Raw genomic sequence first — 24,308 nt, 5'->3', positions numbered from 1 at the left:
CCCGTGGCACGGTCCGGCGCCCCCGACCGGCCCGACGCCCCGGCCTCCGCCCTGCGCGGCGCCCGGGTCGTCCTGACCCGCGCCGCAGACCGTGCCGCCCCCCTCGTGGCGCTCCTGCGCGCCGAGGGGGCGTGCGTCCGGCTCGCCCCGCTGCTGGAGGCGACCCTTCCCGTCGACACCGCGCCCCTGGCCGCGCTCCTGGCGCGCGCCGCCGATCCCGCCGCGGCGCCCGGCGCCTGGCTGGCCGTGACCTCCGTCAACACCGTCCGGGCCCTCGAGGCCCTGGCCGGCAGGACCGGGGGCCTCGCCGGGCGCCTCGGCCCCGCCCGCCGCGCCGGGCTGCGGGTCGCCGCCGTGGGGGACGCCACCGCCGCGGCCCTCACCGCGGCGGGGCTGGCCCCGGACCTCGTGCCCGGCGCCGTGCACTCCGCCGAGGGCCTGCTCGCCGACTGGCCCGGCGAGGCCTGCCCGGGCACCGTGCTGCTGCCGCTGTCGGACCGGGCCCGTACTGTGCTCGCGGACGGGCTCGCCGCGAAGGGGTACCGTGTCCGCACGGCGGTGGCGTACGAGACCGTCCCGTGGCCCGCCCCCGTGCCCCTGCGGCGCCCGCACCCCGGGCAGGGCGCGGCGGCCGGGGGCCCCGAGGTGCTGGACCGGGCGGGCCTGCTGGCGCAGCTGGCCGGCGGCGGCACCGACGCCGTGGTGCTCAGCGCCCCGTCGCACCTGGCCGAGCTCGTGGGCGAGGACCCCGCGGTCCTGGCGGGGACGGCGCTCGTGGCCATCGGCGAGCCGACGCGCCGGGCGGCCGCCGCGCTCGGCCTGCACGCGCTGGCCGCCGACCGGCCGACCCCGGAGAGCATCCGGGACGCCCTCGTCCAGGCGCTCGCCGCTCCGTCCGGGAGGGCGCCGGCGGCACCGGGACCCGGCACGAGCAGCACCGCACCGACGACACCGACCGCACCGACCGCACCGACCGAGGAGACGACCCCCGTGACCCACCGCACCCCGCGCTACGACCTCGTGGCCCGGCCCCGCCGGCTGCGCACCACCCCCGCCATGCGCCGGCTCGCCGCGCAGACCCGGGTCCACCCCGCCGACCTCATCCTCCCGGTGTTCGTCAAGGAGGGCCTCACCGAGCCCGCCCCGCTGGGCTCCATGCCCGGGGTCGTCCAGCACAGCCTCGACTCCCTCAAGCGCGCCGCCGCCGAGGCCGCGCGGAAGGGCCTTGGCGGCTTCATGCTCTTCGGGGTGCCCGCCGAGCGCGACGCCTGCGGCAGCGCCGGCACGGACCCCGACGGGATCCTCAACCGCGCCCTGCGCGAGGTCCGCGCGGAGGTCGGCGACGAGCTCGTCGTCATGGCGGACCTGTGCCTCGACGAGTTCACCGACCACGGCCACTGCGGCGTGCTCGCGGCCGACGGGACCGTGGACAACGACGCGACCCTGGAGATCTACGCCCGGATGGCCGTGGCCCAGGCCGAGGCGGGCGCGCACGTGCTCGGCCCGTCGGGGATGATGGACGGCCAGATCGGCGTGATCCGCTCGGCCCTCGACGAGGCCGGGCACACCGACGTCGCCGTCCTGGCCTACTCCGCGAAGTACTCCTCCGCGTTCTACGGCCCGTTCCGCGAGGCCGTGGACTCCCAGCTCCAGGGCGACCGGCGCAGCTACCAGATGGACCCCGCCAACCGCCGGGAGGCGCTGCACGAGCTGCGGCTGGACCTCGACGAGGGCGCCGACATGGTCATGGTCAAGCCGGCCATGAGCTACCTCGACATCCTGCGCGACGTCGCCGAGGTCTCCCCGGTGCCCGTCTCCGCCTACCAGATCTCCGGCGAGTACGCCATGATCGAGGCCGCCGCCGCCAACGGGTGGATCGACCGCAGGGCCGCGATCCAGGAGTCCGTGCTCTCGATCCGCCGCGCCGGCGCCGACTCGGTGCTCACCTACTTCGCCGTCGAGCTCGCGGACTGGTACCGCGAGGAGAACGGCACCGCCTGACCACCCCTGCCCACCCCCGAGCCGGATGCCCGGCGAAAGGAAGCACACAGCACTCATGAGCGTCTCCCAGGAACTCTTCGACCGCGCCCGCAAGGTCATGCCCGGTGGCGTGAACTCGCCGGTGCGCGCGTTCAACTCGGTGGGCGGCACCCCGCCGTTCATCAGCGCGGCCAAGGGCCCGTACCTCACCGACGCCGACGGCCGCGAGTACGTCGACCTCGTCAGCTCGTGGGGCCCGGCCCTGATCGGGCACTCCCACCCCGTGGTCGTCGACGCCGTGCACGAGGCCGTGGAGCGCGGCCTGTCCTTCGGCGCCACGACGCGCGGGGAGACCGAGCTCGCCGAGCTGGTCGTCGACCGCGTCGCCGCCATCGACGAGCTGCGCATGGTCTCGACCGGCACCGAGGCCGCCATGACCGCCATCCGCCTCGCCCGCGGCGTCACCGGGCGGGACCTGATCGTGAAGTTCGCCGGCTGCTACCACGGCCACGTGGACGCGCTGCTGTCCGAGGCCGGCTCCGGCGTGGCCACGCTGGCGCTGCCCGGCTCCGCGGGCGTCACGGCGGCCACCGCGGCCGAGACCCTCGTCCTGCCGTACAACAACCTCGCGGCCGTGGAGGAGGCGTTCGCGGCCCACCCGGGCCGGATCGCCGCCGTCATCACCGAGGGCGCGCCGGCCAACATGGGCGTCGTCACCCCCGGCGAGGGCTTCAACGCGGGGCTGCGCCGGATCACCCGCGAGCACGGCGCCCTGATGATCTTCGACGAGGTGCTCACCGGCTTCCGCGTGCACGAGGCCGGCTACTGGGGTCTCACCGCCGGTGCCGAGGGCGGGTGGGAGCCCGACCTGTTCATGTTCGGCAAGGTCATCGGCGGCGGGCTGCCCGTGGCCGGCGTGGGCGGCAGGTCGGAGGTCATGAACCATCTCGCGCCGCTCGGGCCCGTGTACCAGGCGGGCACGCTGTCCGGGAACCCGGTGGCGATGGCCGCGGGCGCGGCGACCCTGCGCACGGCGGACCGGATCGCGTACCAGACCATCGACCGCCGCTCCGTGCAGCTGCAGGAGGCCGTGCGGGCCGCGCTGGACGAGGCCGGGGTCGACCACTCGATCCAGACGGCCGGGAACCTGTTCTCCGTGGCCTTCGGCACCTCCGCGACGGGCGTGCACGACTACGCGCAGGCCAGGGCGCAGGAGACGTTCCGCTACCCGGCGTTCTTCCACGCGATGCTCGACCAGGGCGTGTACATGCCCCCGTCGGTGTTCGAGGCCTGGTTCCTCTCCGCCGCCCACGACGACGCCGCGATGGACCGGATCATCTCCGCCCTGCCGGCCGCCGCCCGGGCGGCCGCCGAGGCCCGCCCGGCGGCCTGACGGCGTCGGCTCCTCCGCGGACGCTCAGGCGTCCTCGGAGGAGCCGACGGGCCAGGTGCCGTCGACCACCGCGTCCGGGCGGGTGCGGCGGAAGTACTCCTGCAGGTCCGCCGCCTGCTCCGCGGCCCAGCCCACCTGGTCGGCGTGCAGCTCCGCTGCCGGGCGCACCAGCGCGGGGAAGCGCTGCGCCATGAGCACCGCGAGCCGCTCGGTGGCCACGGAGTCCGCCGCCGAGGTGTGGGCCGCCGTGAGCTCGACCCCGTACTCCTCGCACAGCGCCCCGAGCGTGCGCTTGCCGCGCCGGTACCGGTGCACCTGCTTGTTGAGCACGAACGGGTCGAGCACCGGGAAGGGGACCGGGACCGCCACGCCGTGCCGGTGCCCCTCCCGCGCGAGGACCGTGAAGTCGTAGGAGGCGTTGAACACCAGCACCGGGGTCCCGGCCGCGAACAGCTCGCCGAGCACGGCGGCGACCTCGGCGACGACCTCCCGCGCCGGGCGGCCCTCGGCACGGGCCCGCTCGGTGCTCACCCCGTGCACGGCCGCCGCCTCCTCGGGGATCTCCACCCCCGGGTCCGCCAGCCACTCCCACGCGTCGGTCACCCGTCCCGTGGCGTCGGTGCGCACGACCGAGGCCGTGACGATGCGCGCGGTGCGGGGGTCGCGCCCGGTGGTCTCCAGGTCGAAGGCCGCCCGCGGCTGCTCCGTCCACGCCGGGGACGAGGGGCCGCGCCCCTCGTCGAGGTCGAAGAGCGCGCCCTGGGCCCCCTCGGGAGCGGCGGGCGCCGCCGCGCGGCGGTCCACCCGCGGCGGGGCGGGCTCCGGCAGGGGCAGCTGCTCGGGGGTGCTGGAAGGGCGTGAGGTCGAGGCCATGGCCCCACCGTACCGGCCGCCTCCGACCCGCCACCGGCCCGGGCCCGGCGCCCGGTGCTACCGCGTCCGACCGCCGTGATGAGATGGGACCATGCGGCAGACCGAGCACCCCACTCCTCCCACCGCACCCACCGGCACGGGCGCCGGGCCGGTGCGGTGGAGCCTCGTCCCGCCGCGCGGCGCCGGCGAGGAGCGCACCCGGTGGCGGCCCACCCCGGAGCAGGAGGAGGTCGTCGCGCTGCGCGCCGGGTGCGGTCCCCGGCTGGTCGTCGGCGGGCCCGGCACGGGCCGGACCCGCGTGCTCGTCGAGCTCGCGGCGCGCCGGATCCGGGAGGGCCTCGACCCCGACCGTCTGCTCGTGCTGACGCCCTCCCGGCTCTCCGCCGCCCGGCTGCGCGACGAGCTCACCGCCACGGTCTCCGCCACCATGAGCTCCCCGCCCGTGCGCGCGTGGCAGTCCTACGCCTTCGACCTCCTGCGCCGGGCCCAGAACGAGGGCCTCCTGGCCGGGGTGGCGCAGAGCCCCAAGCTGCTCTCCGGACCGGAGCAGGACGTGCTCATCGGCGAGCTGATGGCGGGCCACGCCGTGGGGGAGGGCGCCGCCGTCGCGTGGCCCCCCGACCTGCGGGAGGCGCTGGGCACGCGCGGCTTCCGCCAGGAGGTGCGGGAGGTGTTCGACCGCATGTCCGAGTACGACCTCGCCCCCGACGACCTGCGGGCGCTCGCCCGCCGGCTGGGGCGTCCGGACTGGGCCGCCGCCGCTGCCGTGCGCGCCGAGTACCAGGCCGTGCGCCGGCTGCGGATGCCGGAGGCCTACGACCCCGCCGCCCTGGTCTCCGAGGCGGCGCGGCTGCTCGAGGACCGCCCCGAGTTCCTGCGCGCCGAGCAGGAGCGCCTGGACCTCGTCCTCGTCGACGACCTGCAGGAGGCGACCCCCTCCATCCACCGGCTGCTCGGCGTGCTGTGCCGGGGCCGGGACACGGTGGTGACGGCGTGCCCGGACACCGTGGTCCAGGGCTTCCGCGGAGCGCGCCCGGACCTGCTGCGCAGCCTCGACGACCGGCTGGCCGACCCCGGCCGCCCGCTGCAGCGGCACCTGCTGACCACGAGCCGGCGCATGCCGGCCGCCGTGGGGGAGGTCTGGCAGCGCGTGGCCGAGCGGATCCCCGCCGTCGTGCGCACCCCCCGCCGGCTCGGGACGCCCGCCGCGGAGCACGGGGCCCCCGCCGCGGAGCACGGGGGTCCCGGGACGCCGGCCGCGGCCCCGCCCGCCGGCGAGGTGGTCACGGCGGTGCTCTCCTCCCCGCTGCACGAGGCGCGGTGGATCGCCCACCAGGTCCTGGAGCGCCACCTCGTGGCCGGCGTGCCGCTCGCGGACATGGCCGTGGTCGTGCGCAACGGCCGCTACCTCGAGGGCCTCGAGCGGCAGCTCTCCGCGCTCGGCGTGCCGGTGAGCACGTCCGCCGCCGAGACCCCCGTGCGGGACGAGCCCGCCGTGCGGCCGCTGCTCGCGGCGCTGCGCGTGGTGACCGAGGCCGAGGCCGCGCGGGCCCGGGGCGCCACGGAGCACACGGAGCGCTTCGGTGCCCTGACGGTGCAGGCGGCCGTGGAGCTGCTGACCTCCCGGATCGGCAACGCCTCGCCGATGGACCTCCGCCGGCTGCGCCAGCGGCTGCGGGCGGAGGAGCTCGCCGGGGGCGGCGGGCGCACCAGCGACGACCTGCTCGTCGAGGCGCTCGTGGCGCCGGGGGCCCTCGACGCCGCGGGCGTGCGCTCGGGGGCCGCCCGCCGGGTCGCCCGGATGATCTCCGCCGGGACCCGCGCCCTGCGGGAGGAGGGGGCCACGGCGGAGACCGTGCTGTGGGCGCTGTGGGAGGCCGCCGCCGTCGCCGACGCGTGGCGCCGCCGCGCCCTCGAGGGCGGCCCGGCCGGGGAGCGGTCCGACCGCGACCTCGACGCCGTGGTCGCGCTCTTCGAGTCCGCCGAGCGCTACGTCGACCACCTCCCCGGGGCGAGCCCCGCCCAGTTCCTCGACTACATCGAGAGCCAGGACCTGCCGATGGACACCCTGGCCGCCCGGGCCCCGACCGACGAGACCGTCGAGATCATGACCCCCGCGACCGCCGCCGGGCGGCAGTGGCCGGTCGTGTTCGTCGCCGGCGTCCAGGAGGGCGTGTGGCCGAACACCCGCCTGCGCGGGCGCCTGCTGGGCGCGGACCTGCTCACCGACGCCCTGGACCTCGGGACCGAGCAGGCCGCCCGGGTGACGCCGCTGACGCGGATGCGGGAGGTCCGCCACGACGAGCTGCGCTCCTTCTCGGCCGCCGTCTCCCGCAGCTGCGGCACGCTCGTGGTCACGGCGGCGTCCAACGAGGACGAGCAGCCCTCCGAGTTCCTCGACCTCGTCGACCCGCCCGGCACGGGGCCCGAGGGCGCCCGCGCCCCGGTCGACGCGCCGCGGCCCATGACCCTGCGCGCGCTCGTGGCCGAGCTGCGGCAGTGGGTCCAGCTGCACGAGGAGGACCCGGTGCGCTCGGAGGCGGCCGCCCGGCTGCTGCACCGCATCGCCCGCTCCCCGCGCCCGGTGCCCGGCGCCCACCCCGACACCTGGTGGGGCACGGCCCCGCTGACCAGCACCGAACCGGTCTTCGACGACGGCGTCCCCGTGCCCGTCTCCCCGTCCCGGATCGAGACGATCCACCGCTCCCCGCTGGACTGGTTCGTGGCCGCCTCCCGCGGCGAGGCCGCGACCGACCTCAGCCGCAGCCTCGGCTCGCTCGTGCACGCCGTCGCCGAGGACCTCCCCGAGGCCGCCGGCACCGAGCTGGTCGCGGAGCTGGAGCGCCGCTGGCCCACCCTCGGGCTGCCCGAGACCTGGGAGTCCGCGGTGCAGCTGGAGCGGGCGCGGCAGATGCTGCGCAAGTTCGCCCAGTACGTCCTGGACGCCCGCCGGGAGCACGGCCGGCGGCTCGCCTCGGTCGAGGGCTCCTTCAGCGTCCTCGTCCAGGGGCGGGCCCGGGACGCCCTGCTGCGCGGGCGGGTGGACCGGCTCGAGGTCGACGAGCAGGGCCGCTTCGTGGTCGTCGACCTCAAGACCGGCCGCACCAAGCCCGCCTCGGCGAAGATCCCCGAGCACCCCCAGCTGGCCGCCTACCAGGTCGCCCTGAGCGCCGGCGCCGGGGCGGCGATGGCCGCGGGCGAGGACGGGCCCGAGCTCGTGCTGCCGGAGGGCACCGTCACGGAGCTGTCCGGCGGTGCCCTGCTGGTCCAGCTGGGCACCGACGACAAGACCCCGCGCGTCCAGCAGCAGGACCCCCTGGAGCCCGGCGCCGCCTGGGCCCGGGAGCTGATCACCCGCGCGGCCGAGCTCGTCGCGGGGGAGCGCTTCACGGCCCGCCACGACCAGTCCGAGGGCGCGTTCAACGGCCACGGCTGCAAGCTGCCGCAGATCTGCCCCCTGTGCGCCGAGGGACGGCAGGTGAGCGAACCGTGAGCCCCGAACCCGACCGGGAGGAGACCGGAACCCGCATGACCGACGCCCCGACCACCACGGGTGCGCCCCGCGCCCCTGAGTCCGTGCACCCCTACGGCGGGGTGGACCCGCGCTACAGCCCCGAAGAGCTCGCGGAGCTGCTCGACGGCGACGGCCGCCGGCCCACGCCCCAGCAGTCCGCCGTGATCAGCGCGCCGCTGACCCCGCGGCTCGTCGTCGCCGGGGCGGGGTCCGGCAAGACCGCGACCATGGTCGACCGCGTCGTGTGGCTCGTGGCCAACGGGATCGTCGCCCCCGACCAGGTGCTCGGCGTGACGTTCACCCGCAAGGCCGCGGGCGAGCTGGGGGAGCGGATGCGCCACCGGCTGGCCACGCTGCGCGCCGCCGGCGTCGAGGTGCCCGCCGCGGAGGGCGAGGACGACGTCCCGCAGGCGCCCCAGGACCCCACCGTCAGCACCTACCACTCCTACGCCAACGCGCTCGTGCGGGACTACGGGCTGCGGATCGGCATCGAGCCGGACACGACCCTGCTGGGCCCGGCCCAGGCGTGGCAGCTCGCCGCACAGACCGTCGAGGACTGGACGGGCGAGCTGCTGGAGGCCATGCCCGCCAAGTCGACCATGGTCCGGGCCGTGCTGGGCCTCGCGTCCGCGTGCGCCGAGCACCTCGTGGCCCCGGAGGCCGTGGAGCGCTTCGCCGAGCAGCTGCTGGGCGAGCTGGCCACGACGCCGCCCGGCCGCCGGAAGCGGAGCCTGGGCCCCACGCTGAAGAAGGTCGAGCACACCCAGCGGGCCTCGTGGGTGCTCGCCGAGCTCGTCGCGGAGTTCACCCGCCGCAAGCGGGAGGCCCAGGCCATGGACTTCGGCGACCTCCTCTCCGCCGCCGCCCGGCTGGCGGCGGAGGACCCCACCGCCCGGGACACCGAGCGCCAGCGCCACCGCGTGGTGCTGCTCGACGAGTTCCAGGACACCTCCCACGCGCAGCTGCGGCTGTTCTCCGCCCTGTTCGGCCACGGGCACTCCGTGATGGCGGTGGGCGACCCGCAGCAGTCGATCTACGGCTTCCGCGGGGCCTCCGCCGGGCAGCTGTTCGGCTTCTACGACTCCTTCCCGGTGGCCCCGGGCGAGGACGGGCGCCCGAGCTTCCTGACCACGGCGTGGCGCAACGACGCCCGGATCCTCGACGTCGCCAACACCCTCGCCGCCCCGCTGCGGAGCCTGCCCCCGTGGGCGCGGGGCGCATCCCCGCTGACGGTGCCCGAGCTGGACCCCCGGCCCGGCGCCGGACCCGGCGAGGTCCGGCTGAGCCGCCACGCCACCGACGTCGAGGAGGCCGTGGCCATCGCCGAGCAGGTGCGGGCCCGGCGCGCCGAGCACCGGGGGGACCCGGCGGAGATGCCGACCATGGCGGTGCTGTGCCGCAAGCGCTCCCAGATCGAGCCCGTCCGCCGGGAGCTCGCCGCCCGCGGCCTGCCCTACGAGGTCGTGGGCCTCGGCGGGCTGCTCGCCACCCCGGAGGTCGGCGACGTCGTGGCGACCCTGCGGGTGCTCGACGACCCCGGACGCTCCGACGCCCTGGTCCGGCTGCTGGGGGGCGCCCGCTGGCGGATCGGGACCCGCGACCTCATGGCCCTGTCCGACTGGGCCGCCCACCTGGAGCGCCGGCGCACCGAGGCGGCGGAGGCGGGCCGGCCCGAGGACCTCGAGTCCCCGGTGACGGAGGAGGAGGCGCAGGAGGACGCGCTCGTCGAGCCCGACCTCTCCGACCACGCCTCCCTGATCGAGGCGCTGGAGACCCTGCCGCGGCCCGGCTGGGTCTCCGCCCACGGCCGCTCCCTCTCCGACGCCGCGCGCGCGCGGATGCTGCGGCTGCGCGACGAGCTCGACCACCTGCGCCCGTTCCTCGCCGACGACCTGCCGAGCCTGCTGCACGAGGTCGAGACGGTCATGGGCCTCGACGTCGAGGTCGCCGCCCACCCCCACCGCTCGTCGCACCAGGCGCGGCGCAACCTGGACGCGTTCCACGAGGCGGCCCTGACGTTCACGGCGTCCTCCGCCACGGGCGACGTCTCCGCGTTCCTCGCCTGGCTCGACGTCACGCTCGCCGAGGAGAACGGGCTCGAGCCCGGCCCCGACCGTCCCCGCCAGGACGCGGTGCAGCTCGTCACCGTGCACTCCTCCAAGGGTCTCGAGTGGGACCACGTCTACGTCCCGGGCCTGAACACGAAGAACTTCCCCACCGACAACCCGTCCCGCTGGACCGTCGAGACCGGCGCCCTCCCCTGGCCGCTGCGCGGGGACGCCCGGTTCCTGCCCCAGTGGTCCGTGGACACGACCGACCTCAAGGCGCTGGAGGACTCCCACACCGACTACCTGGAGCTCGCCGCCCAGCACGCGGAGGACGAGGAGCGCCGTCTCGCCTACGTGGCGGTCACCCGCGCCCGGTCGGTGCTCGAGCTCTCGTGCACCGTCTTCCGCGGCACGGCCCGGACCGGGCAGGAGCCCTCCGTGTTCGTCGCGGAGCTGGCCCCGCTCACGCAGGGCCCGGCCCCGTCCGTGCGGCGGGGGCCGTGGGCGGAGGTCCCGCCGGGCACGCAGAACCCGGCGGCGGCCACCGTGCTCAGCGCGCCGTGGCCCTACGACCCGCTCGAGGGCCCGGAGATCACCGAGACGGTGACCGCCGAGGACGGGACGAGCTCCGTGCGCGTGAGCCCGCCCCCGCACCGGGGCCGCCGCGACGCGCTGGAGGGGGCGGCCCGCGCGGTGCTGGCGCGCGGCTTCCCGGACACCGCGGGCCTCGACGTCGAGGACCTCCTCGGCGCCGCGGAGCGCGACGGCCTCGCCCCCGACCCGCGCCGCTGGTCGGAGGAGGCCCGGATCCTGCTCGCCCGGCACGAGGACGCCCGCAGCGAGCGGACGGTGCCCATGCCGTCCCACGTCTCGGCGTCCACGCTCGTGGCGCTCTCCCGGGACCCGCACGACGTGGTCTCGGGCCTGCGCCGGCCCATGCCGCGCCGGCCGGGCACCGCGGCCCGCCGCGGCACCACCTTCCACGCCTGGGTGGAGCAGTTCTACGGCAGCTCCGCGATCTTCGACGTGGGGGAGCTGCCCGGCAGCGCGGACGAGTACGTCGACGAGGCCTACGACCTCCCCGGGCTGTCCGCGACGTTCCGCGCGAGCCCGTGGGCGGACCGGCAGCCGTACGCCGTGGAGTTCCCCCTGGAGACCCCGATCGGCGGGATCACGGTGCGGGGGCGCGTCGACGCCGTGTTCCGCAACGGCGACGGCACGTGGGAGCTGGTCGACTGGAAGACGGGCCGGGCCCCGACCGGGCGGGAGCTCCAGGAGCGCTCGGCGCAGCTGGCCGTCTACCGGCTCGCGTGGTCGCGGCTGCGCGGGGCGCCCCTGGAGGACGTCACCGCGGCCTTCTACTACGTGGCGGAGGACCGGGTGGTCCGCCCGCACGACCTCGCGGGGACCGAGGAGCTCGAGGCCGTCGTCCGGGAGGCCTACCGCGTGGTGCTGCGGGCCTAGGTGTACTGACCGGGGACGTTGGTGGAGTGGGTGTGATCGGCCCCTGCACCTGCCGGACGGGCTCGGCTGCAGGGGCCCGCCGTCCTCGAGCCCGCCGGTCCCGTCCCCGCGCCCAGCCCGCGCCTCCTGAAGTCCGTCCTCGCCACGGGGGGAGGAGGATGAGGGGGGCGGCGGACTGGGCCGCCCCGTGGGGTCGTGCGTCGTCGTCCGAGCCCGGGCCGCACCAGCGGCCCGGCGGCGACCAGCGTGCCCGTGCGCCCGGCCGGGAGGATCCGCTTCTCCTCACGGCCGGTGGCGACCACCGTCCCGAGCCGTCAGCACGATGCCGGCCAGCATCACCAGCGCCCCGATGACCACGACCCACCCGATCCCGTCGCCCTGCACGAGCAGGATCGCGCCGTAGACCAGGAACACGGCCGCCCAGACGGCCATCAACCACCGTGTCCGCCTCGGCGTCCACCCCGACACGTCGCCCCCTGTCGCCGCTCTGAGCCGATCCGGCCCTAGCCGGTCCGGGCGTCCGGACCAGGGCCGGTCCCCGGTGCCTGCCCGGGTCCCGGGGCCGGCTCCGCCGCTGCCGGGTCCCGCCGGGCGACGTCCCGCTCGAGCGCGGCGAGCATCCGCTGCGCGTCGGCGACCGTGGCGTCGTCCCCGCGGTCCACCCCCCGCACGAGCCAGCGGGCGACGGCGAGCTCGGCGTCCAGGCGGGCGCGCTCCAGCAGGTGCGGATCGGGCTCGTCGTCGGGCGCACGGAAGGAACGGCCCCGGCAGGCGGCGGTGTAGGCCTCCAGCACCGCGCCGGCGAAGCGCGTGTCCCGCGCCCCGATCAGCCACGCGAAGTCCTCGGCGGGATCGCCCACGTGCAGGTCGGTCCAGCCCGTCACCCCGCGGATCCGGCCGCGGGCGATGACGAGGTCGTCCTCCTGGAGGTCCCCGTGGACGACGCGGGGACGGAAGTCCCAGGCGGTGCCGTCCTCCAGGGTGCGCTCCCACCGGCGCAGCAGCGCCGCGGGCACGTGCCCGGTCGCGGCGGCCCGGGCGATCTCCGTGCGGCGGCGCTGCCGGCACTGCTCGGCCGTGTAGCCGGGCAGGTCCGCGTCCAGCACCAGGGCGGGGGGCAGGGCGTGCACGGCCGCCAGGACGCGCCCCAGCTGCACGGCCAGCGTGGGCGGGGGGTCGGCGCTGGGCACGTGCCGCTGGTCCTGCGGGTCCGGGTGGGCGGCCATCCGGGCGAGCGCGTCGATGCCCAGCGGGGCCCCCTCGATGTGGGAGTGGACGAAGGCGTGCAGCTGGCCGTGCTCCACGCAGCCGACGGCGGTGGGGACGAGGAAGGGCAGGCGGGAGCGGATGGCAGGGGTGAAGGAGCGCAGCACCAGGTGCTCCGTCTCCAGGCGCACGCTCGCCTCCGGGCTCAGCGGGGACCGCACCCGCCAGCGCCGGCCGGTCGCGTCGAGGACCACTGCCGAGCGGAAGTCCTCGTCGTCGTCGGGGGACGGGCCCACGGCCACGGGCGCGAGCCCGGGCACGCCGGCGGCGGCGACGGCGGCGAGGTGCTCCAGGGACGTGCTCACGGCCTCCACCCTACAAGAGGGCACGTGGGAGGCCGTCCGGGCCGTCCCCCGGCGCGGGAGGCCCCCCGCTGCGGGTCGGCCCGGGTCGCTACAGTGGGAGGCGTGTCCGCCTCCACCGTTCCCGTCCCCGAGCCCCCTCCCGGCTCCCACCCCGTGCCCGCGCCCGAACGCCTCGCGCTGTCCCGCCTGCCGTTCGCCGCGACGGCCTTCGACCGGGACGCCGTCGAGCGCGAGTTCCAGGACGTCCGGCTGCTGGCCGCGCAGGACCCCGCCACGCTCGTGCTCGTGATCGCGGGCGGACTGGCCCCCGTCGTCGACGACGCCCTCGTGCTCGTGCCCGCCGCCGGCCTGCCGTCCGCGCCCGACGACCCCGGCCGGCCCGAGGTCTACCTCGGCCGGCTCCCCGACGCCGACGGCGCCCGGGGTCCCCGGGTGCTGCTGCGCCCCGTCCCGGCGCCCGGGGGCACGGACGCCGCCGGGGTCCCGGAGCCCCCGGACGCAGCCTCCGCGGAACCGGTGCTGCGGGCCGTGGCCGAGCACGCCGGCGACCGGGTGCGCTGGGCGGGCCTGCGGGACCTCGGCCCGCTGCTGCCGCCCGGGGACACCGCCCTGCTGGTCACCGCCCAGTCCGTGGAGCTGTGGCACCGCGACCACCCCCGGTGCCCGCGCTGCGGGGAGCTCACCGAGGTGATCCGCTCCGGCTGGGCGCGGCAGTGCCCCCGCGACGAGTCACTGCACTTCCCGCGCACGGATCCTGCGATCATCGTCGCCGTCACCGACGGCGACCCGGACCCGGCCCGCGAGCGGCTGCTGCTCGGCCGCTCGGCCCTGTGGCAGGGCAACCGGTTCTCCACCCTGGCCGGGTTCGTCGAGCCGGGGGAGTCCCTCGAGCAGGCCGTCGTCCGGGAGGTCGCCGAGGAGGCGGGCGTGCTCGTGGGCGACGTCCACTACCTGGGCTCGCAGCCCTGGCCGTTCCCCCGCTCCCTCATGCTCGGCTGCCGGGCCGTCGTGCGCGAGGGCTCGGCGGTGCCCGACGGGCAGGAGATCCTCGAGCTGCGCTGGTTCACCCGGGCGCAGCTCCTGGAGGCCGCCCGCACCGGTGCCGTGACGCTGCCGGGGCGGGTCTCCATCGCCCGCGCGCTCATCGAGCACTGGCTCGGCGAGGACCTCCCGGAGACCGCCTGGTGAGCGCCACCGGGCCCGTGGGGACCGTGGGGACCACCCTGGAGGAGCGCATCCTCGAGGGCCTGGACCCCGAGCAGCGCGAGGTCGCCACGACCCTGCGCGGACCCGTGTGCGTGCTCGCCGGCGCGGGCACGGGCAAGACCCGGGCCATCACCCACCGGATCGCCTACGGCATCGCCACGGGCGTGTACACGCCCCAGAAGGTGCTGGCCCTGACGTTCACCGCGCGCGCCGCCAACGAGATGCGCAACCGGCTGCGCGGGCTCGGCGCCGCCGGGGTGCAGACCCGCACCTTCCACGCCGCCGCCCTGCGCCAGCTCCAGTACTTCTGGCCGCAGGCCGTGGGCGGTCCCCTGCCCGGGCTCGTGGAGCACAAGGCCCGGCTGATCACCGAGGCGGCGCAGAACATGCGCCTGTCCACCGACCGCGCCGCCGTGCGCGACCTCGCGGCGGAGATCGAGTGGGCCAAGGTCTCGATGCTCACCCCGGACACCTACCCCTCCCGGGCCGCCCGGCGGGACATGCCCCTGGGCTACGACGTGCGCACGGTGCAGCGGCTCTACCAGTCCTACGAGGAGCTCAAGACGGACCGGCACCTCATCGACTTCGAGGACGTGCTGCTGCTCACCGTCGCCGTGCTCGAGGAGGACGAGCGGATCGCCGCGACCGTGCGGGAGCAGTACCGCCACTTCGTCGTCGACGAGTACCAGGACGTCTCCCCGCTCCAGCAGCGCCTGCTGGACCAGTGGCTCGGCGGCCGCGACGACGTGTGCGTCGTGGGCGACGCCTCCCAGACGATCTACTCGTTCACGGGAGCGACGTCCCGCCACCTGCTGGAGTTCCCCCGCCGGCACGAGAACGCGCGGGTGATCAAGCTCGTGCGCGACTACCGCTCCACCCCGCAGGTGGTGGAGACCGCCAACCGCCTGCTCGCCGCCCGCCGCCCGGGCCGGGACTCGACGCCGGGCTCGTGGGCGGCCCCGCTGCGGCTCGTGGCCCAGCGCCCGGACGGGCCGGCCCCGTCGTGGAACGAGTACGCCGACGACGAGGCCGAGGCCGCCGGGACCGCCGCGCGCATCCGCGACCTCGTCGACGACGGCGTGCCCGCCGCGCAGATCGCCGTCCTGTTCCGCACCAACGGGCAGTCCCAGGCGTTCGAGGCGGCCCTCGCGGAGGCCGGCATCGGCTTCCAGCTGCGGGGGACGGAGCGGTTCTTCAACCGCCCGGAGGTCAAGCAGGCAGTGGTCCAGCTGCGCACGGCGGCGCGGGCCGCCGACGCCTCCGACGAGCCTACCCGGCTGGTGCGCGACATCCTGTCCTCCCTGGGCTACGCGGACCGGGCCCCGCGCTCCACGGGCGCGGTGCGGGAGCGCTGGGAGTCGCTGGCCTCCCTCGTCTCGCTCGCCGACCGGATGGCGGAGGAGGCGGCGGCCCGCGAGGAGGAGTTCGGGCTGCCCGCCTTCGTGGCGGAGCTCGAGCGGCGCGTGGCGCAGCAGGACGCCCCGGTCATGAACGGGGTGACCCTCGCGTCGCTGCACTCGGCGAAGGGCCTCGAGTGGGACGCCGTGTTCCTGGCCGGGCTCAGCGAGGGGCTGATGCCGATCAGCTTCGCCGAGACCTCGGACGAGATCGACGAGGAGCGCCGGCTGCTCTACGTGGGCATCACGCGCGCCCGCGAGCACCTCGTGCTGTCGTGGACCCTGTCCCGCACCCCGGGCGGGCGGCCCACGCGCAAGCCCTCGCGCTTCCTCGCGGCCCTGCGCGACGCCGAGCCGGCCCCGGCCCCGCGGCGCACGCGGGCCGACGGACGCGGCCGCGCTCACTCCTGAGCGAGGCCGCACAGGCACCGGCCGCGGTCGGCCTCCAGCCACTCGGCGACGGCCGGGAACGGCGGGCGCAGCACCGCGACCTGCCCCGGGCCGGCGCCCTCGGCCGGGCGGTCCGGCCCGGGCTCCCCGGGCCGCGGGACCCACAGGCCGCCGAGGCCGAGCGCGAGGACGTCCACGGCCAGCCGCGCCGCCACGGCGGACCAGAACGCCGGCCGGGCCCACGCCCCCAGGACCTCGGTGCGGTCCTGGGCGTGGCCGTGGCCCGGGGCGTCGGCATGGTGGTGGCGGTCCGTCAGGCGCCCGAGGGTCGCGCGGACGCAGTCGGGGCACGGCCGGCGGGACCAGGGCACGGCGGGCCACTGCACGACGGCGCCGGGGAGCCGGTGCGCAGTGAGCACGGGATGGTCGGGGTCCGGTCCGCACCGCGCCCACGGGTCCTCCGGGGGCGCGCTGCCGGGACCCGGCCCGCCCCCGTCACAGCGCAGCACCACGGTCGCGGGCAGCAGCGGTCCCGGGAAGAGCTCGGGCCCGCTCACGGGCGCGCACCGCGGATCGAGTTCCCGCAGCCTGCGGCGCAGCGCCGTCTCCCGGGGCCGGCCCACGTCGGCCGGGCGGTAGCCGCCGAGCGCGACGTCGTGGCCGGTCACGGGGGAGGGGTCGTTGACGTTGAGCCCGAGCACGCCGCAGCGCAGCAGCTCGACGGCCACGGCCGCGGCGAGCCCGTCGAGGCCCAGCAGCAGGACGTGCACCTCCTCGGGCGACGGCCGGTCCACGCACCAGGCGGACGGCCGGGCGGCGGGGTGGTGCGGAACGGGCGGCGGGGTGGCCGGCACGGGAGCCTCCGGGGACGGGCGGACAGGACCCCACCACTGTCGCGCGGACCGGCTCGGGGCGCCGGGCCGCACCGCCCCGCCCACAGTCCACACCGCGGCGGTGTGCGCAACGGCGGTGTGCACACCGCCGGGCGTCCGCACGGCCGCCCCCGTTTCGCCGGGCGGGCCGGGGCCGTGTTCAATGGCCCCATGCCCGTACCGTCACAGCCGGAGGTCGTCGTGCGCCGCTCCGCCCGGCGCCGCAAGACCGTCTCCGCCCACTGGAGCGAGGACACGGTCGTGCTCTCCGTTCCCCAGTCGGCCACCCGCCGGGAGATCGAGCACTGGACCCGGGAGCTGGTGCCCCGGGTCGTGGAGCGCCGCCGCCGCGAGGCCGCCCGGGGCGCGGCGCGCCGCTCGGACGACCGCCTGCTCGAGCGGGCCCGGGAGCTGTCCCGGCGCCACCTCGACGGGCGGGCCCGCCCCTCGGACGTGCGCTGGTCCGTCCGGCAGAACTCCCGCTGGGGCTCGGCGACCCCGGCCACGGGCGTCCTCCGGATCTCCGCCCAGCTCCAGGACGCCCCGGACTGGGTGCTCGACTTCGTGCTGGTGCACGAGCTCGTGCACCTGCTCGAGGCCGACCACGGCCCGCGCTTCCGCGAGCTCGAGGCCCGCTACCCGCTCGCGGACCGCGCGCAGGCCTTCCTCGACGGCGCCGCCTGGGCGCGCCGGCACGGGGCGGCCGAGACCACAGGACCCGAGGCCGGTCAGCGGGGCGCGTCCCCGTCTTGAGGGGCGTCGCCGGCGTCCCCGTCCGGCGCGCCACCGGCACCGCCCGCGCCGGGCTCCTCGTAGCCGCCCGAGAGCAGCTTCTGGAGCGCGGCGTCGACCTCGTCCGCGGAGGCGGTGAGCAGGCCCCGCCGCTCCGAGAACGCCGCGGGGTCGTCGAGGTCGTGGTCCGTGGGCAGCAGCTCCGGGGCCTCCCACAGCCCGTCCCGGTCCCGCAGGCCGCGGCGCTCGCCGACGTACTGCCAGAACTCGGCGGCCTCCCGCAGCCGCCGCGGGCGCAGCTCCAGGCCCACGAGGGAGCCGAAGGCGTGCTCCGCCGGGCCGCCGGAGGCGCGGCGGCGGCGGATGGTCTCCGACAGGGCCCCCGCCGAGGGCAGGTTGGCGGTGGAGTCGACGGTCACCACGTGCACCCAGCCCTCCACGAGGGCGAGCACCGTCTCGAGCTCCTTGAGCGCGGCCTCCTGGTCGGGGGTCTGCTGCGGGGCGAAGATCCCGGAGGAGAGGGCCTCCTGCATGCTCGACGGGTCCATCGGGTCGATGTCGCGGGCCGCCTCCTCGATGCGCGCCATGTCGATGTGGATGCCCTCGGAGAAGCGCTTCACCAGGTCGAGGACGTGCTGGCGCAACCACGGGTTCGCCGCGAACAGGCGCACGTGCGCGGCCTCGCGCACGGCGATGTAGAGCATGATCTCCTGCGCGGGCAGGTCCAGGCCCTCCCCGAAGGCCTTGATGCTGGCGGGCAGCAGCCCGGAGCGGCCCTCGGCCAGCGGCAGGCCGATGTCGGTGGAGCACAGCACCTCGCGGGAGAGCCCGCCCACGGCCTGGCCCAGCTGCATCCCGAAGAGCATCCCGCCGGCGCCCGCGAGCATGCCCGAGGCCCCGCCCATCATCGCGGACAGCTCGGCGGGCAGCTGCTGGGTGAGGGCGTCGGTGAGGGCCTTCGTGACGGAGCCCGCGACAGGGCCGGTCATCTCCTTCCACGTGGGCAGCGTCGCCTCGATCCACTCCGCCCGGGACCACGCCTGCGGGCGGATGGAGGTCTGGCCGAACTCCGTGTGCTCGCCCAGCCACAGCTCGGCGAGCTTCATCGCGTCCTCCACCGCCCCGCGCTGAGTGGCGGAGACGGACGGGTCGCCGTCCGCGGCCGCGATCCGGCGGGCGTGGTCGTGCGCGAGGGTCCAGTTGACGGGGCCCTCGGCGGCGCCGCCGCCCATCATGGACTGGATCTGCTGGAACATCATGGACATGGCCTGCGGGTCCATGGGCATCCCGGCGCGGCGCAGGTCCTCGGGGCTCATCCCGCTCTGGCCCAGGAGGCGCTCGAGCATCTCCTGGAACGGGTCCTTGCCGTCGTCGTCGGGCCGGTCGCCGGAGGGGTCGTGGGGAGGCTGGGAGGTCATGGTTCCACCGTTCGTCTGCTCGGGAGGGGGGGTGCGGGCGACGTGCGCGCCCGACGTCTCTGCCTCCAGCGTAGCGAGCGCCGGACCCGGGCGACCACGGGCCAACTCCCAGTTCGCTGGGAGCCTAGGGGCGGGTCCGCGGGATAAAGTGGAAGGCCTGGACCGGGGGCCGCACGGCGCACGGTCCCACCGCCGACCGCCGAGGATGCACGTGACCGTTCCCCCCCGCCCGCGCCGCGCCTTCCGCCGCCGGAGCCTGGAGTCGTGGGCGCTGCTGGGGTCCGCGGGCCTGCTCCTCGCCGGCACGGTGCTGCCCGCGCCGTTCGTTGTCGAGGCGCCGGGGCCGACCTTCAACACCGTGGGGGAGCACGACGGGCAGCAGCTGCTGGTCGTCTCCGGGGAGCCGAGCTACCCCAGCGAGTCGGTCCTGGACCTCACGACCGTCTACGTCTCCGGGGGGCCGAACAGCGACGTCAACGTGCTGCGGGTGCTCGGCGCCTGGCTGGACCCCGCCGCGGCCGTGCTGCCCGCCGACGCCCTGTACCCGCACGACGTCTCCGCCGAGGACGTCGACGAGTACAACGCGACGGCCATGACCTCCTCCCAGGACAACTCCGTGGCCGCCGCCCTCACCCACCTGGACCGTGACTTCACCGTGGAGCTCGTGGTCCAGGGCACCCTGCCCGGCGGACCGGCCGAGGGCCAGCTCGAGCACGGGGACGTCCTGCGCGGGGTGGACGGGACGCCGATCGTCTCGCTGGCGGGGCTGAGAGCGGCGCTCGACGCCGCGGGGGAGCGGGGCGTGACCCTGCAGGTGGAGCGCGTCGGGGCTGAGCGCGACGTCGCGGTGGACACCGTCCGGGACGAGACGTCGGGCAGCTGGCAGCTCGGCGTCCTCCTCGTGCCGTCCTACGAGTTCCCGGTCGACGTGGACTTCGAGCTCCACGAGGTCGGCGGGCCCAGCGCGGGCCTGATGTTCGCGCTCGGGGTCGTCGACGAGCTCACCCCCGGCTCGCTCGCCGGGGACCGGCACGTGGCGGGGACGGGCACGATCACCCCCGACGGGGAGGTCGGCCCCATCGGCGGGATCCGCCAGAAGCTCCAGGGCGCCGCGGACGCCGGCGCGCAGCTCTTCCTCGCCCCGGAGGACAACTGCGCGGAGGTCCGGGGCCACGTCCCCGACGGGCTCACGGTGGTGTCCGTGGGCACGCTCGACGACGCCGTGGCCGCCGCGGAGGCGGCCGGCCGGGACGAGGACCTCACCGTGCTGCCGGGGTGCGACACCAGGTGAGCGCCGCGCCGACGACAATTGCACCCCCGAGAACGCCGCGGGCAGAATGGACAGGGCGTCCCGGCGACCCGCCGGCGGCCCCCGACGCAGGACCCCACCCACGACTTCACGCAGCACGACCGACTCTCGACGCGGAATGCAGAGGTAACCAGTGACCGCCGGACCAACAGCCCCCCGATCACCGAGGCAGCAGCCAGCCGGACAGCGGAAGAAGCGGGGTGCGCTGTGGCCGACCGTCGTGGTCGTCCTGGCGCTCGTGGCCGCCTTCGTGGGGGCCACGCAGCTGTACACGGACGTCCTGTGGTACGACCAGCTCGGCTACCTCAGCGTGTTCGTCACCGAGAACCTCGTGAAGGCCACCATCTTCGTGGTCTCCGCCGTGCTCGTCGCCGCCCTGATGTTCGCCAGCCTCTACCTCGCCTACCGCAGCCGGCCGATCACGGCCGAGTCCATCGTCGACGACAACCTGCGCCGCTACCAGGAGGCCCTGGAGCCGGTGCGCAAGATCGTCATGGTGGTGGTGCCCGTCCTGTTCGGCCTCTTCGCGGCGAGCACGGCGATGACCCAGTGGGACACGGTCGTGCTGTTCCTCAACCGGGAGCCGTTCAACCAGACCGACCCCCAGTTCGGCCTCGACCTCGGCTTCTACGTCTTCACCCTCCCGTTCCTGCGCTTCCTCATCGGCTTCCTCGTCTCCGCCATCCTGCTCGCGGGCGTCGCGGGGATCCTGATGCACTACGTCTACGGCGGCATCCGGATCACCGAGCGGGGGCTGTCCACCTCCCGCGCCTCCCGCGTGCACCTGGGGGTGCTCGCGGCCCTGTTCCTGCTGCTGCAGGCCGCGAACTTCTGGCTGGACCGGTACTCGACCCTGCAGTCGACCTCCGGGAAGTGGACGGGCGCGCTCTACACCGACGTCAACGCCGTGATCCCCACGAAGGCGATCCTCGCGGCGGCGGCGCTGATCGTCGCGATCCTCTTCGTGGTGGCGTCCTTCATCGGCCGCTGGCGGCTGCCGGTGATCGGCACGGCCATGCTGCTCGTGGTGGCCGTCGTGGCCGGCGGGATCTACCCGTGGATTGTCCAGCGCTTCCAGGTCACCCCGACGGAGCAGGCCCTGGAGAGCGAGTACATCCAGCGCAACATCCAGCTCACCCGCTCCGCGTACGGGCTCGACACCACCGAGGTGATGCCCTACGAGGCGACGACCGAGACCGAGCAGGGCGCCCTGCGCCAGGACACCGAGACGACGTCCAACATCCGCCTGCTCGATCCCAACGTGGTCTCCTCCGCCTTCTCCCAGCTGCAGCAGTTCCGCCCGTACTACCAGTTCCCCGACACCCTCAACGTGGACCGCTACGAGATCGACGGCGAGGTCCAGGACACCGTGATCGCGACCCGCGAGCTGAACCCGGAGCAGAACCAGGGCTGGTACAACCAGCACGTGGTCTACACGCACGGCTACGGCGTGGTCGCGGCCTACGGCAGCCGGGTCGAGTCCGACGGCAAGCCGCAGTTCATGCAGGCCGGGATCCCCTCCACCGGTGTCATCTCCGACGACTACGAGCCGCGCATCTACTTCGGCGAGAACTCCCCGGAGTACTCGATCGTCGGCGGCGCCGAGGGCGACGAGCCCCTCGAGCTGGACCGCCCGCAGACCGCGGGCGACGCCGAGGGCGACGCCAAGACGACGTTCCGCGGCGAGGGCGGGCCGAGCATCGGCAACTTCTTCAACCGCCTGGCGTACTCCATCAAGTTCCAGTCCTCGGACATGCTGCTCTCGGACGCCGTGCGCCCCGAGTCCCAGATCCTCTACGACCGGGACCCGCGCGAGCGCGTGGAGAAGGTGGCCCCGTACCTGACCGTCGACGGCGCCCCGTACCCGGCGATCGTCGACGGGCAGGTGCAGTGGATCGTGGACGCCTACACCACCTCGGACGCGTACCCGTACTCGACCCCCGAGGTCCTGCAGGAGGCCACCCAGGACACCCAGACCGCCCAGGGCGCGGCGGCCGCGCTGCCGGCGGAGCGCGTCAACTACATCCGCAACTCGGTGAAGGCCACGGTCAACGCCTTCGACGGCTCCGTGACCCTCTACGCGTGGGACGACCAGGACCCCATCCTCAAGGCGTGGCAGAGCGTCTTCCCGAACACGCTCAAGCCCTACTCCGAGATGTCGGCGGAGCTGATGGCCCACGTGCGCTACCCGCAGGACATGTTCAAGGTCCAGCGCGAGCTGCTCAACCGCTACCACGTGACGGACGCGAACAGCTTCTACCGCAACGACGACGTGTGGTCCGTGCCGAACGACCCGACCCAGGACTCCGACGTCTCCCTGCCCCCGTACTACCTGTCGATGCGGATGCCCGGTGAGGACGAGGCCAACTTCTCCCTCACCACGTCCTTCATCCCGCAGCAGTCCGAGACGGGCAACACCCGCAACGTCATGTACGGCTACCTCTCGGCGAACGCCGACGCCGGCACCGGCCAGGACGGGGTGAAGAGCGAGGACTACGGCAAGCTGCGCCTGCTCGAGCTGCCGCGCTCGTCCGTGGTGCCGGGGCCGGGCCAGGCCCAGAACCTGTTCAACTCGGACACCGACGTCTCGACGGAGCTCAACCTGCTCCGGCAGGGCGCCTCCGAGGTGATCAACGGCAACCTGCTGACCCTGCCCGCCGGCGGCGGCATGCTCTACGTCCAGCCCGTCTACGTGCAGTCCTCGGGCGACGCCGCCTACCCGACGCTGCGGCGCGTGCTCGTCGGCTTCGGCGAGGAGGTGGGCTTCGCCCCCACTCTCGAGGAGGCCCTCGACGAGGTCTTCGGCGGCGACTCGGGGGCCCAGACCTCCGCGGGTGCGGGCGTGGACGACGCCGAGGCCGCGACCGACGGCGAGGAGCAGCCGGCCGAGGGCGGCACCCGGCCCCCCGCCACCGGCGACGCCCTGCAGGACGCCCTCAACGAGGCGAACCAGGCGATCCAGGACTCCGACCGGGCGCGGCAGGACGGCGACTGGAGCGCCTACGGCGAGGCCCAGCAGCGCCTGCAGGACGCCATCGAGCGGGCCCTCGAGGCGGACGGCGCCGTGGCGCCGGAGGCGGAGGGCGCGCTCGCCCCGGAGGCCGGCGAGTAGCCGATTTGCGGGCCCACCCCGCGGCACGTATAGTCATACCTGTCGCCGCGGGGTGGAGCAGTTCGGTAGCTCGCTGGGCTCATAACCCAGAGGTCGCAAGTTCAAATCTTGCCCCCGCAACCACGGAAGGCCCCCGGACCGTCACGGTCCGGGGGCCTTCGCCGTGCCCGGACCCGCCCGGCCCTCCGGACGGTCGGCCGCGGCGCCCGCACGACGCGCGAACGCCCCACGGTGCGCACCGTGGGGCGTTCGCGCGTCGTGCGGGCGGGAGCGGAGGGGTCAGACCTCCTCGGCGGAGACGATCTTCTCGGCGTTGCGGGACTTCAGGGCCGCGAGCCGGGCCTCGACCTCGGACTGCTGGCCGAGGGCCTCGAGGGACTCGAACTGGGCGTCGAGCGAGGACGCGGCCAGCTCCTGCTGGCCCAGGATGCGGGCCTCCTCGCGGCGGATCTTGTCCTCGAAGCGGGAGACCTCGCTGGTCGGGTCGAGGACGTCGAAGGACTTCAGGGCGTCCTGGACCTGGGACTGGGCCTGGACGGACTTCTGGCGGGCGTTGAGCTCGTCGCGCTTGGCGGAGAGCTCCTGGAGCTTGCCGCGCATCCGGTTCAGCCCGTCCTTGAGCTTGGCCACGACCTCGGACTGGGACTGCAGCTGCGGCTCCGCGCCGCGCGCCTCCGTCTCGTACTGGATCTGGCGCTGGAGGGCGACCTTGGCGAGGTTGTCGAACTTCTCGGCCTCGGAGACCCGGCCGGCGGCGCGGAACTCCTCCGCCTTGTTGGAGGCGGCCAGCGCCTTGTTGCCCCACTCCTGGGCCTCGCGCACGTCCTCGGCGTGGTCCTGCTCGAGCAGGCGCAGGCTGCCGATGGTCTGGGCGACGGCGGCCTCCGCCTCGCGGATGTTCTCGGTGTAGTCGCGCACCATCTGGTCGAGCATCAGCTGCGGGTCCTCGGCGGCGTCGATCATGGCGTTGATGTTGGCCTTCGCGAGCTGGGCGATTCGGCCGAAGATGGACTGCTTGATCATGGTGTC

Annotated in this window: 15 protein-coding genes, 1 tRNA gene and 1 pseudogene; 11 read left to right on the top strand and 6 right to left on the bottom strand. The window is 75.7% G+C overall.

The window, feature by feature from the left end; genetic code table 11:
• Nucleotides 1-3 precede the first annotated feature (3 nt).
• The 3 genes and pseudogenes from ACYSMR_RS04430 to hemL form a co-directional block, all read left to right on the top strand.
• Nucleotides 4-849, top strand: a pseudogene (locus ACYSMR_RS04430) (uroporphyrinogen-III synthase); the annotation flags it as partial.
• A gap of 171 nt (nucleotides 850-1,020) precedes the next feature.
• Nucleotides 1,021-2,001 (top strand): porphobilinogen synthase, encoded by a 981-nt coding sequence (gene hemB / locus ACYSMR_RS04425; protein WP_374238508.1) that lies wholly within the window; start codon nucleotides 1,021-1,023, stop codon nucleotides 1,999-2,001.
• Between the two features lie 55 nt (nucleotides 2,002-2,056).
• The gene (gene hemL / locus ACYSMR_RS04420) at nucleotides 2,057-3,373 is read left to right on the top strand and encodes a glutamate-1-semialdehyde 2,1-aminomutase (protein ID WP_461747488.1); all 1,317 of its coding nucleotides are present in this window, start codon (nucleotides 2,057-2,059) and stop codon (nucleotides 3,371-3,373) included.
• 24 nt (nucleotides 3,374-3,397) lie between these two features.
• Here the strand turns inward: hemL and ACYSMR_RS04415 are convergent, their stop codons facing one another.
• Complete coding sequence (locus ACYSMR_RS04415; protein ID WP_461747487.1) at nucleotides 3,398-4,246, bottom strand: exonuclease domain-containing protein; 849 nt, start codon at nucleotides 4,244-4,246, stop codon at nucleotides 3,398-3,400.
• 91 nt (nucleotides 4,247-4,337) lie between these two features.
• Here ACYSMR_RS04415 and ACYSMR_RS04410 point away from each other — a divergent pair, with 91 nt between their 5' ends.
• Entirely contained in the window at nucleotides 4,338-7,739 is a 3,402-nt protein-coding gene (locus tag ACYSMR_RS04410; RefSeq protein ID WP_461747486.1) for an ATP-dependent helicase, read from the top strand.
• Nucleotides 7,736-11,272: an ATP-dependent helicase gene (locus tag ACYSMR_RS04405; RefSeq protein ID WP_461747485.1), complete on the top strand. Its 3,537-nt coding sequence runs from the start codon at nucleotides 7,736-7,738 to the stop codon at nucleotides 11,270-11,272. The genes ACYSMR_RS04410 and ACYSMR_RS04405 overlap by 4 nt, the downstream gene beginning before the upstream one ends.
• Before the next feature lie 282 nt (nucleotides 11,273-11,554).
• Here ACYSMR_RS04405 and ACYSMR_RS04400 read toward each other — a convergent pair whose 3' ends face one another.
• Complete coding sequence (locus tag ACYSMR_RS04400) at nucleotides 11,555-11,704, bottom strand: hypothetical protein (RefSeq protein WP_251332067.1); 150 nt, start codon at nucleotides 11,702-11,704, stop codon at nucleotides 11,555-11,557.
• Between the two features lie 71 nt (nucleotides 11,705-11,775).
• Nucleotides 11,776-12,843, bottom strand: a complete 1,068-nt coding sequence (locus tag ACYSMR_RS04395) for a phosphotransferase (RefSeq protein WP_461747484.1) — start codon at nucleotides 12,841-12,843, stop codon at nucleotides 11,776-11,778.
• Nucleotides 12,844-12,945: 102 nt separating this feature from the next.
• On the opposite strand from ACYSMR_RS04395, the gene nudC reads away from it, so the two are divergent.
• Together nudC and ACYSMR_RS04385 are read left to right on the top strand one after the other, a co-directional pair.
• A complete protein-coding gene (gene nudC, locus ACYSMR_RS04390) occupies nucleotides 12,946-14,031 on the top strand; it encodes an NAD(+) diphosphatase (RefSeq protein ID WP_461747483.1) in 1,086 nt (361 codons plus the stop codon).
• A complete protein-coding gene (locus tag ACYSMR_RS04385; protein ID WP_374238453.1) occupies nucleotides 14,028-15,857 on the top strand; it encodes an ATP-dependent helicase in 1,830 nt (609 codons plus the stop codon). The genes nudC and ACYSMR_RS04385 overlap by 4 nt, the downstream gene beginning before the upstream one ends.
• Here ACYSMR_RS04385 and ACYSMR_RS04380 read toward each other — a convergent pair.
• The gene (locus ACYSMR_RS04380) at nucleotides 15,848-16,690 is read right to left on the bottom strand and encodes a ubiquitin-activating E1 family protein (protein ID WP_461747482.1); all 843 of its coding nucleotides are present in this window, start codon (nucleotides 16,688-16,690) and stop codon (nucleotides 15,848-15,850) included. The two genes, ACYSMR_RS04385 and ACYSMR_RS04380, sit on opposite strands and share 10 nt — an antisense overlap.
• Nucleotides 16,691-16,879: 189 nt before the next feature.
• On the opposite strand from ACYSMR_RS04380, the gene ACYSMR_RS04375 reads away from it, so the two are divergent.
• Entirely contained in the window at nucleotides 16,880-17,461 is a 582-nt protein-coding gene (locus ACYSMR_RS04375; protein WP_461747481.1) for a YgjP-like metallopeptidase domain-containing protein, read from the top strand.
• Here the strand turns inward: ACYSMR_RS04375 and ACYSMR_RS04370 are convergent.
• Nucleotides 17,437-18,858 carry a zinc-dependent metalloprotease gene (locus ACYSMR_RS04370; RefSeq protein ID WP_461747480.1) on the bottom strand — a complete coding sequence of 474 codons (1,422 nt, stop codon included), beginning with the start codon at nucleotides 18,856-18,858 and terminating at the stop codon, nucleotides 17,437-17,439. The genes ACYSMR_RS04375 and ACYSMR_RS04370 overlap by 25 nt on opposite strands.
• 211 nt (nucleotides 18,859-19,069) lie before the next feature.
• Here ACYSMR_RS04370 and ACYSMR_RS04365 point away from each other — a divergent pair, with 211 nt between their 5' ends.
• The 3 genes from ACYSMR_RS04365 (at nucleotide 19,070) to ACYSMR_RS04355 (ending at nucleotide 23,402) form a co-directional block, all read left to right on the top strand.
• Nucleotides 19,070-20,149: a YlbL family protein gene (locus ACYSMR_RS04365; RefSeq protein ID WP_461747479.1), complete on the top strand. Its 1,080-nt coding sequence runs from the start codon at nucleotides 19,070-19,072 to the stop codon at nucleotides 20,147-20,149.
• Nucleotides 20,150-20,300: 151 nt separating this feature from the next.
• Complete coding sequence (locus ACYSMR_RS04360; protein ID WP_251332059.1) at nucleotides 20,301-23,279, top strand: UPF0182 family membrane protein; 2,979 nt, start codon at nucleotides 20,301-20,303, stop codon at nucleotides 23,277-23,279.
• Nucleotides 23,280-23,325: 46 nt separating this feature from the next.
• Nucleotides 23,326-23,402, top strand: a tRNA-Met gene (locus tag ACYSMR_RS04355).
• Nucleotides 23,403-23,558: 156 nt separating this feature from the next.
• Here the strand turns inward: ACYSMR_RS04355 and ACYSMR_RS04350 are convergent.
• Nucleotides 23,559-24,302 (bottom strand): PspA/IM30 family protein, encoded by a 744-nt coding sequence (locus tag ACYSMR_RS04350; protein ID WP_309126030.1) that lies wholly within the window; start codon nucleotides 24,300-24,302, stop codon nucleotides 23,559-23,561.
• Between the last annotated feature and the right edge of the window lie 6 nt (nucleotides 24,303-24,308).

This window comes from Kocuria sp. U4B, from assembly GCF_054875615.1.
The sequence above is the reverse complement of the archived record's forward strand: the minus strand, read 5'-3'. Positions and strand labels throughout refer to the sequence as shown.

Excerpts from the sequence above, each read along its gene's own strand:
- ACYSMR_RS04375 (WP_461747481.1), top strand. The coding sequence starts at position 16,880 with ATGCCCGTACCGTCACAGCCGGAGGTCGTCGTGCGCCGCTCCGCCCGG.
- hemL (WP_461747488.1), top strand. The coding sequence starts at position 2,057 with ATGAGCGTCTCCCAGGAACTCTTCGACCGCGCCCGCAAGGTCATGCCC.
- ACYSMR_RS04350 (WP_309126030.1), bottom strand. The coding sequence starts at position 24,302 with ATGATCAAGCAGTCCATCTTCGGCCGAATCGCCCAGCTCGCGAAGGCC.
- ACYSMR_RS04370 (WP_461747480.1), bottom strand. The coding sequence starts at position 18,858 with ATGACCTCCCAGCCTCCCCACGACCCCTCCGGCGACCGGCCCGACGAC.
- ACYSMR_RS04410 (WP_461747486.1), top strand. The coding sequence starts at position 4,338 with ATGCGGCAGACCGAGCACCCCACTCCTCCCACCGCACCCACCGGCACG.
- ACYSMR_RS04400 (WP_251332067.1), bottom strand. The coding sequence starts at position 11,704 with ATGGCCGTCTGGGCGGCCGTGTTCCTGGTCTACGGCGCGATCCTGCTC.
- ACYSMR_RS04415 (WP_461747487.1), bottom strand. The coding sequence starts at position 4,246 with ATGGCCTCGACCTCACGCCCTTCCAGCACCCCCGAGCAGCTGCCCCTG.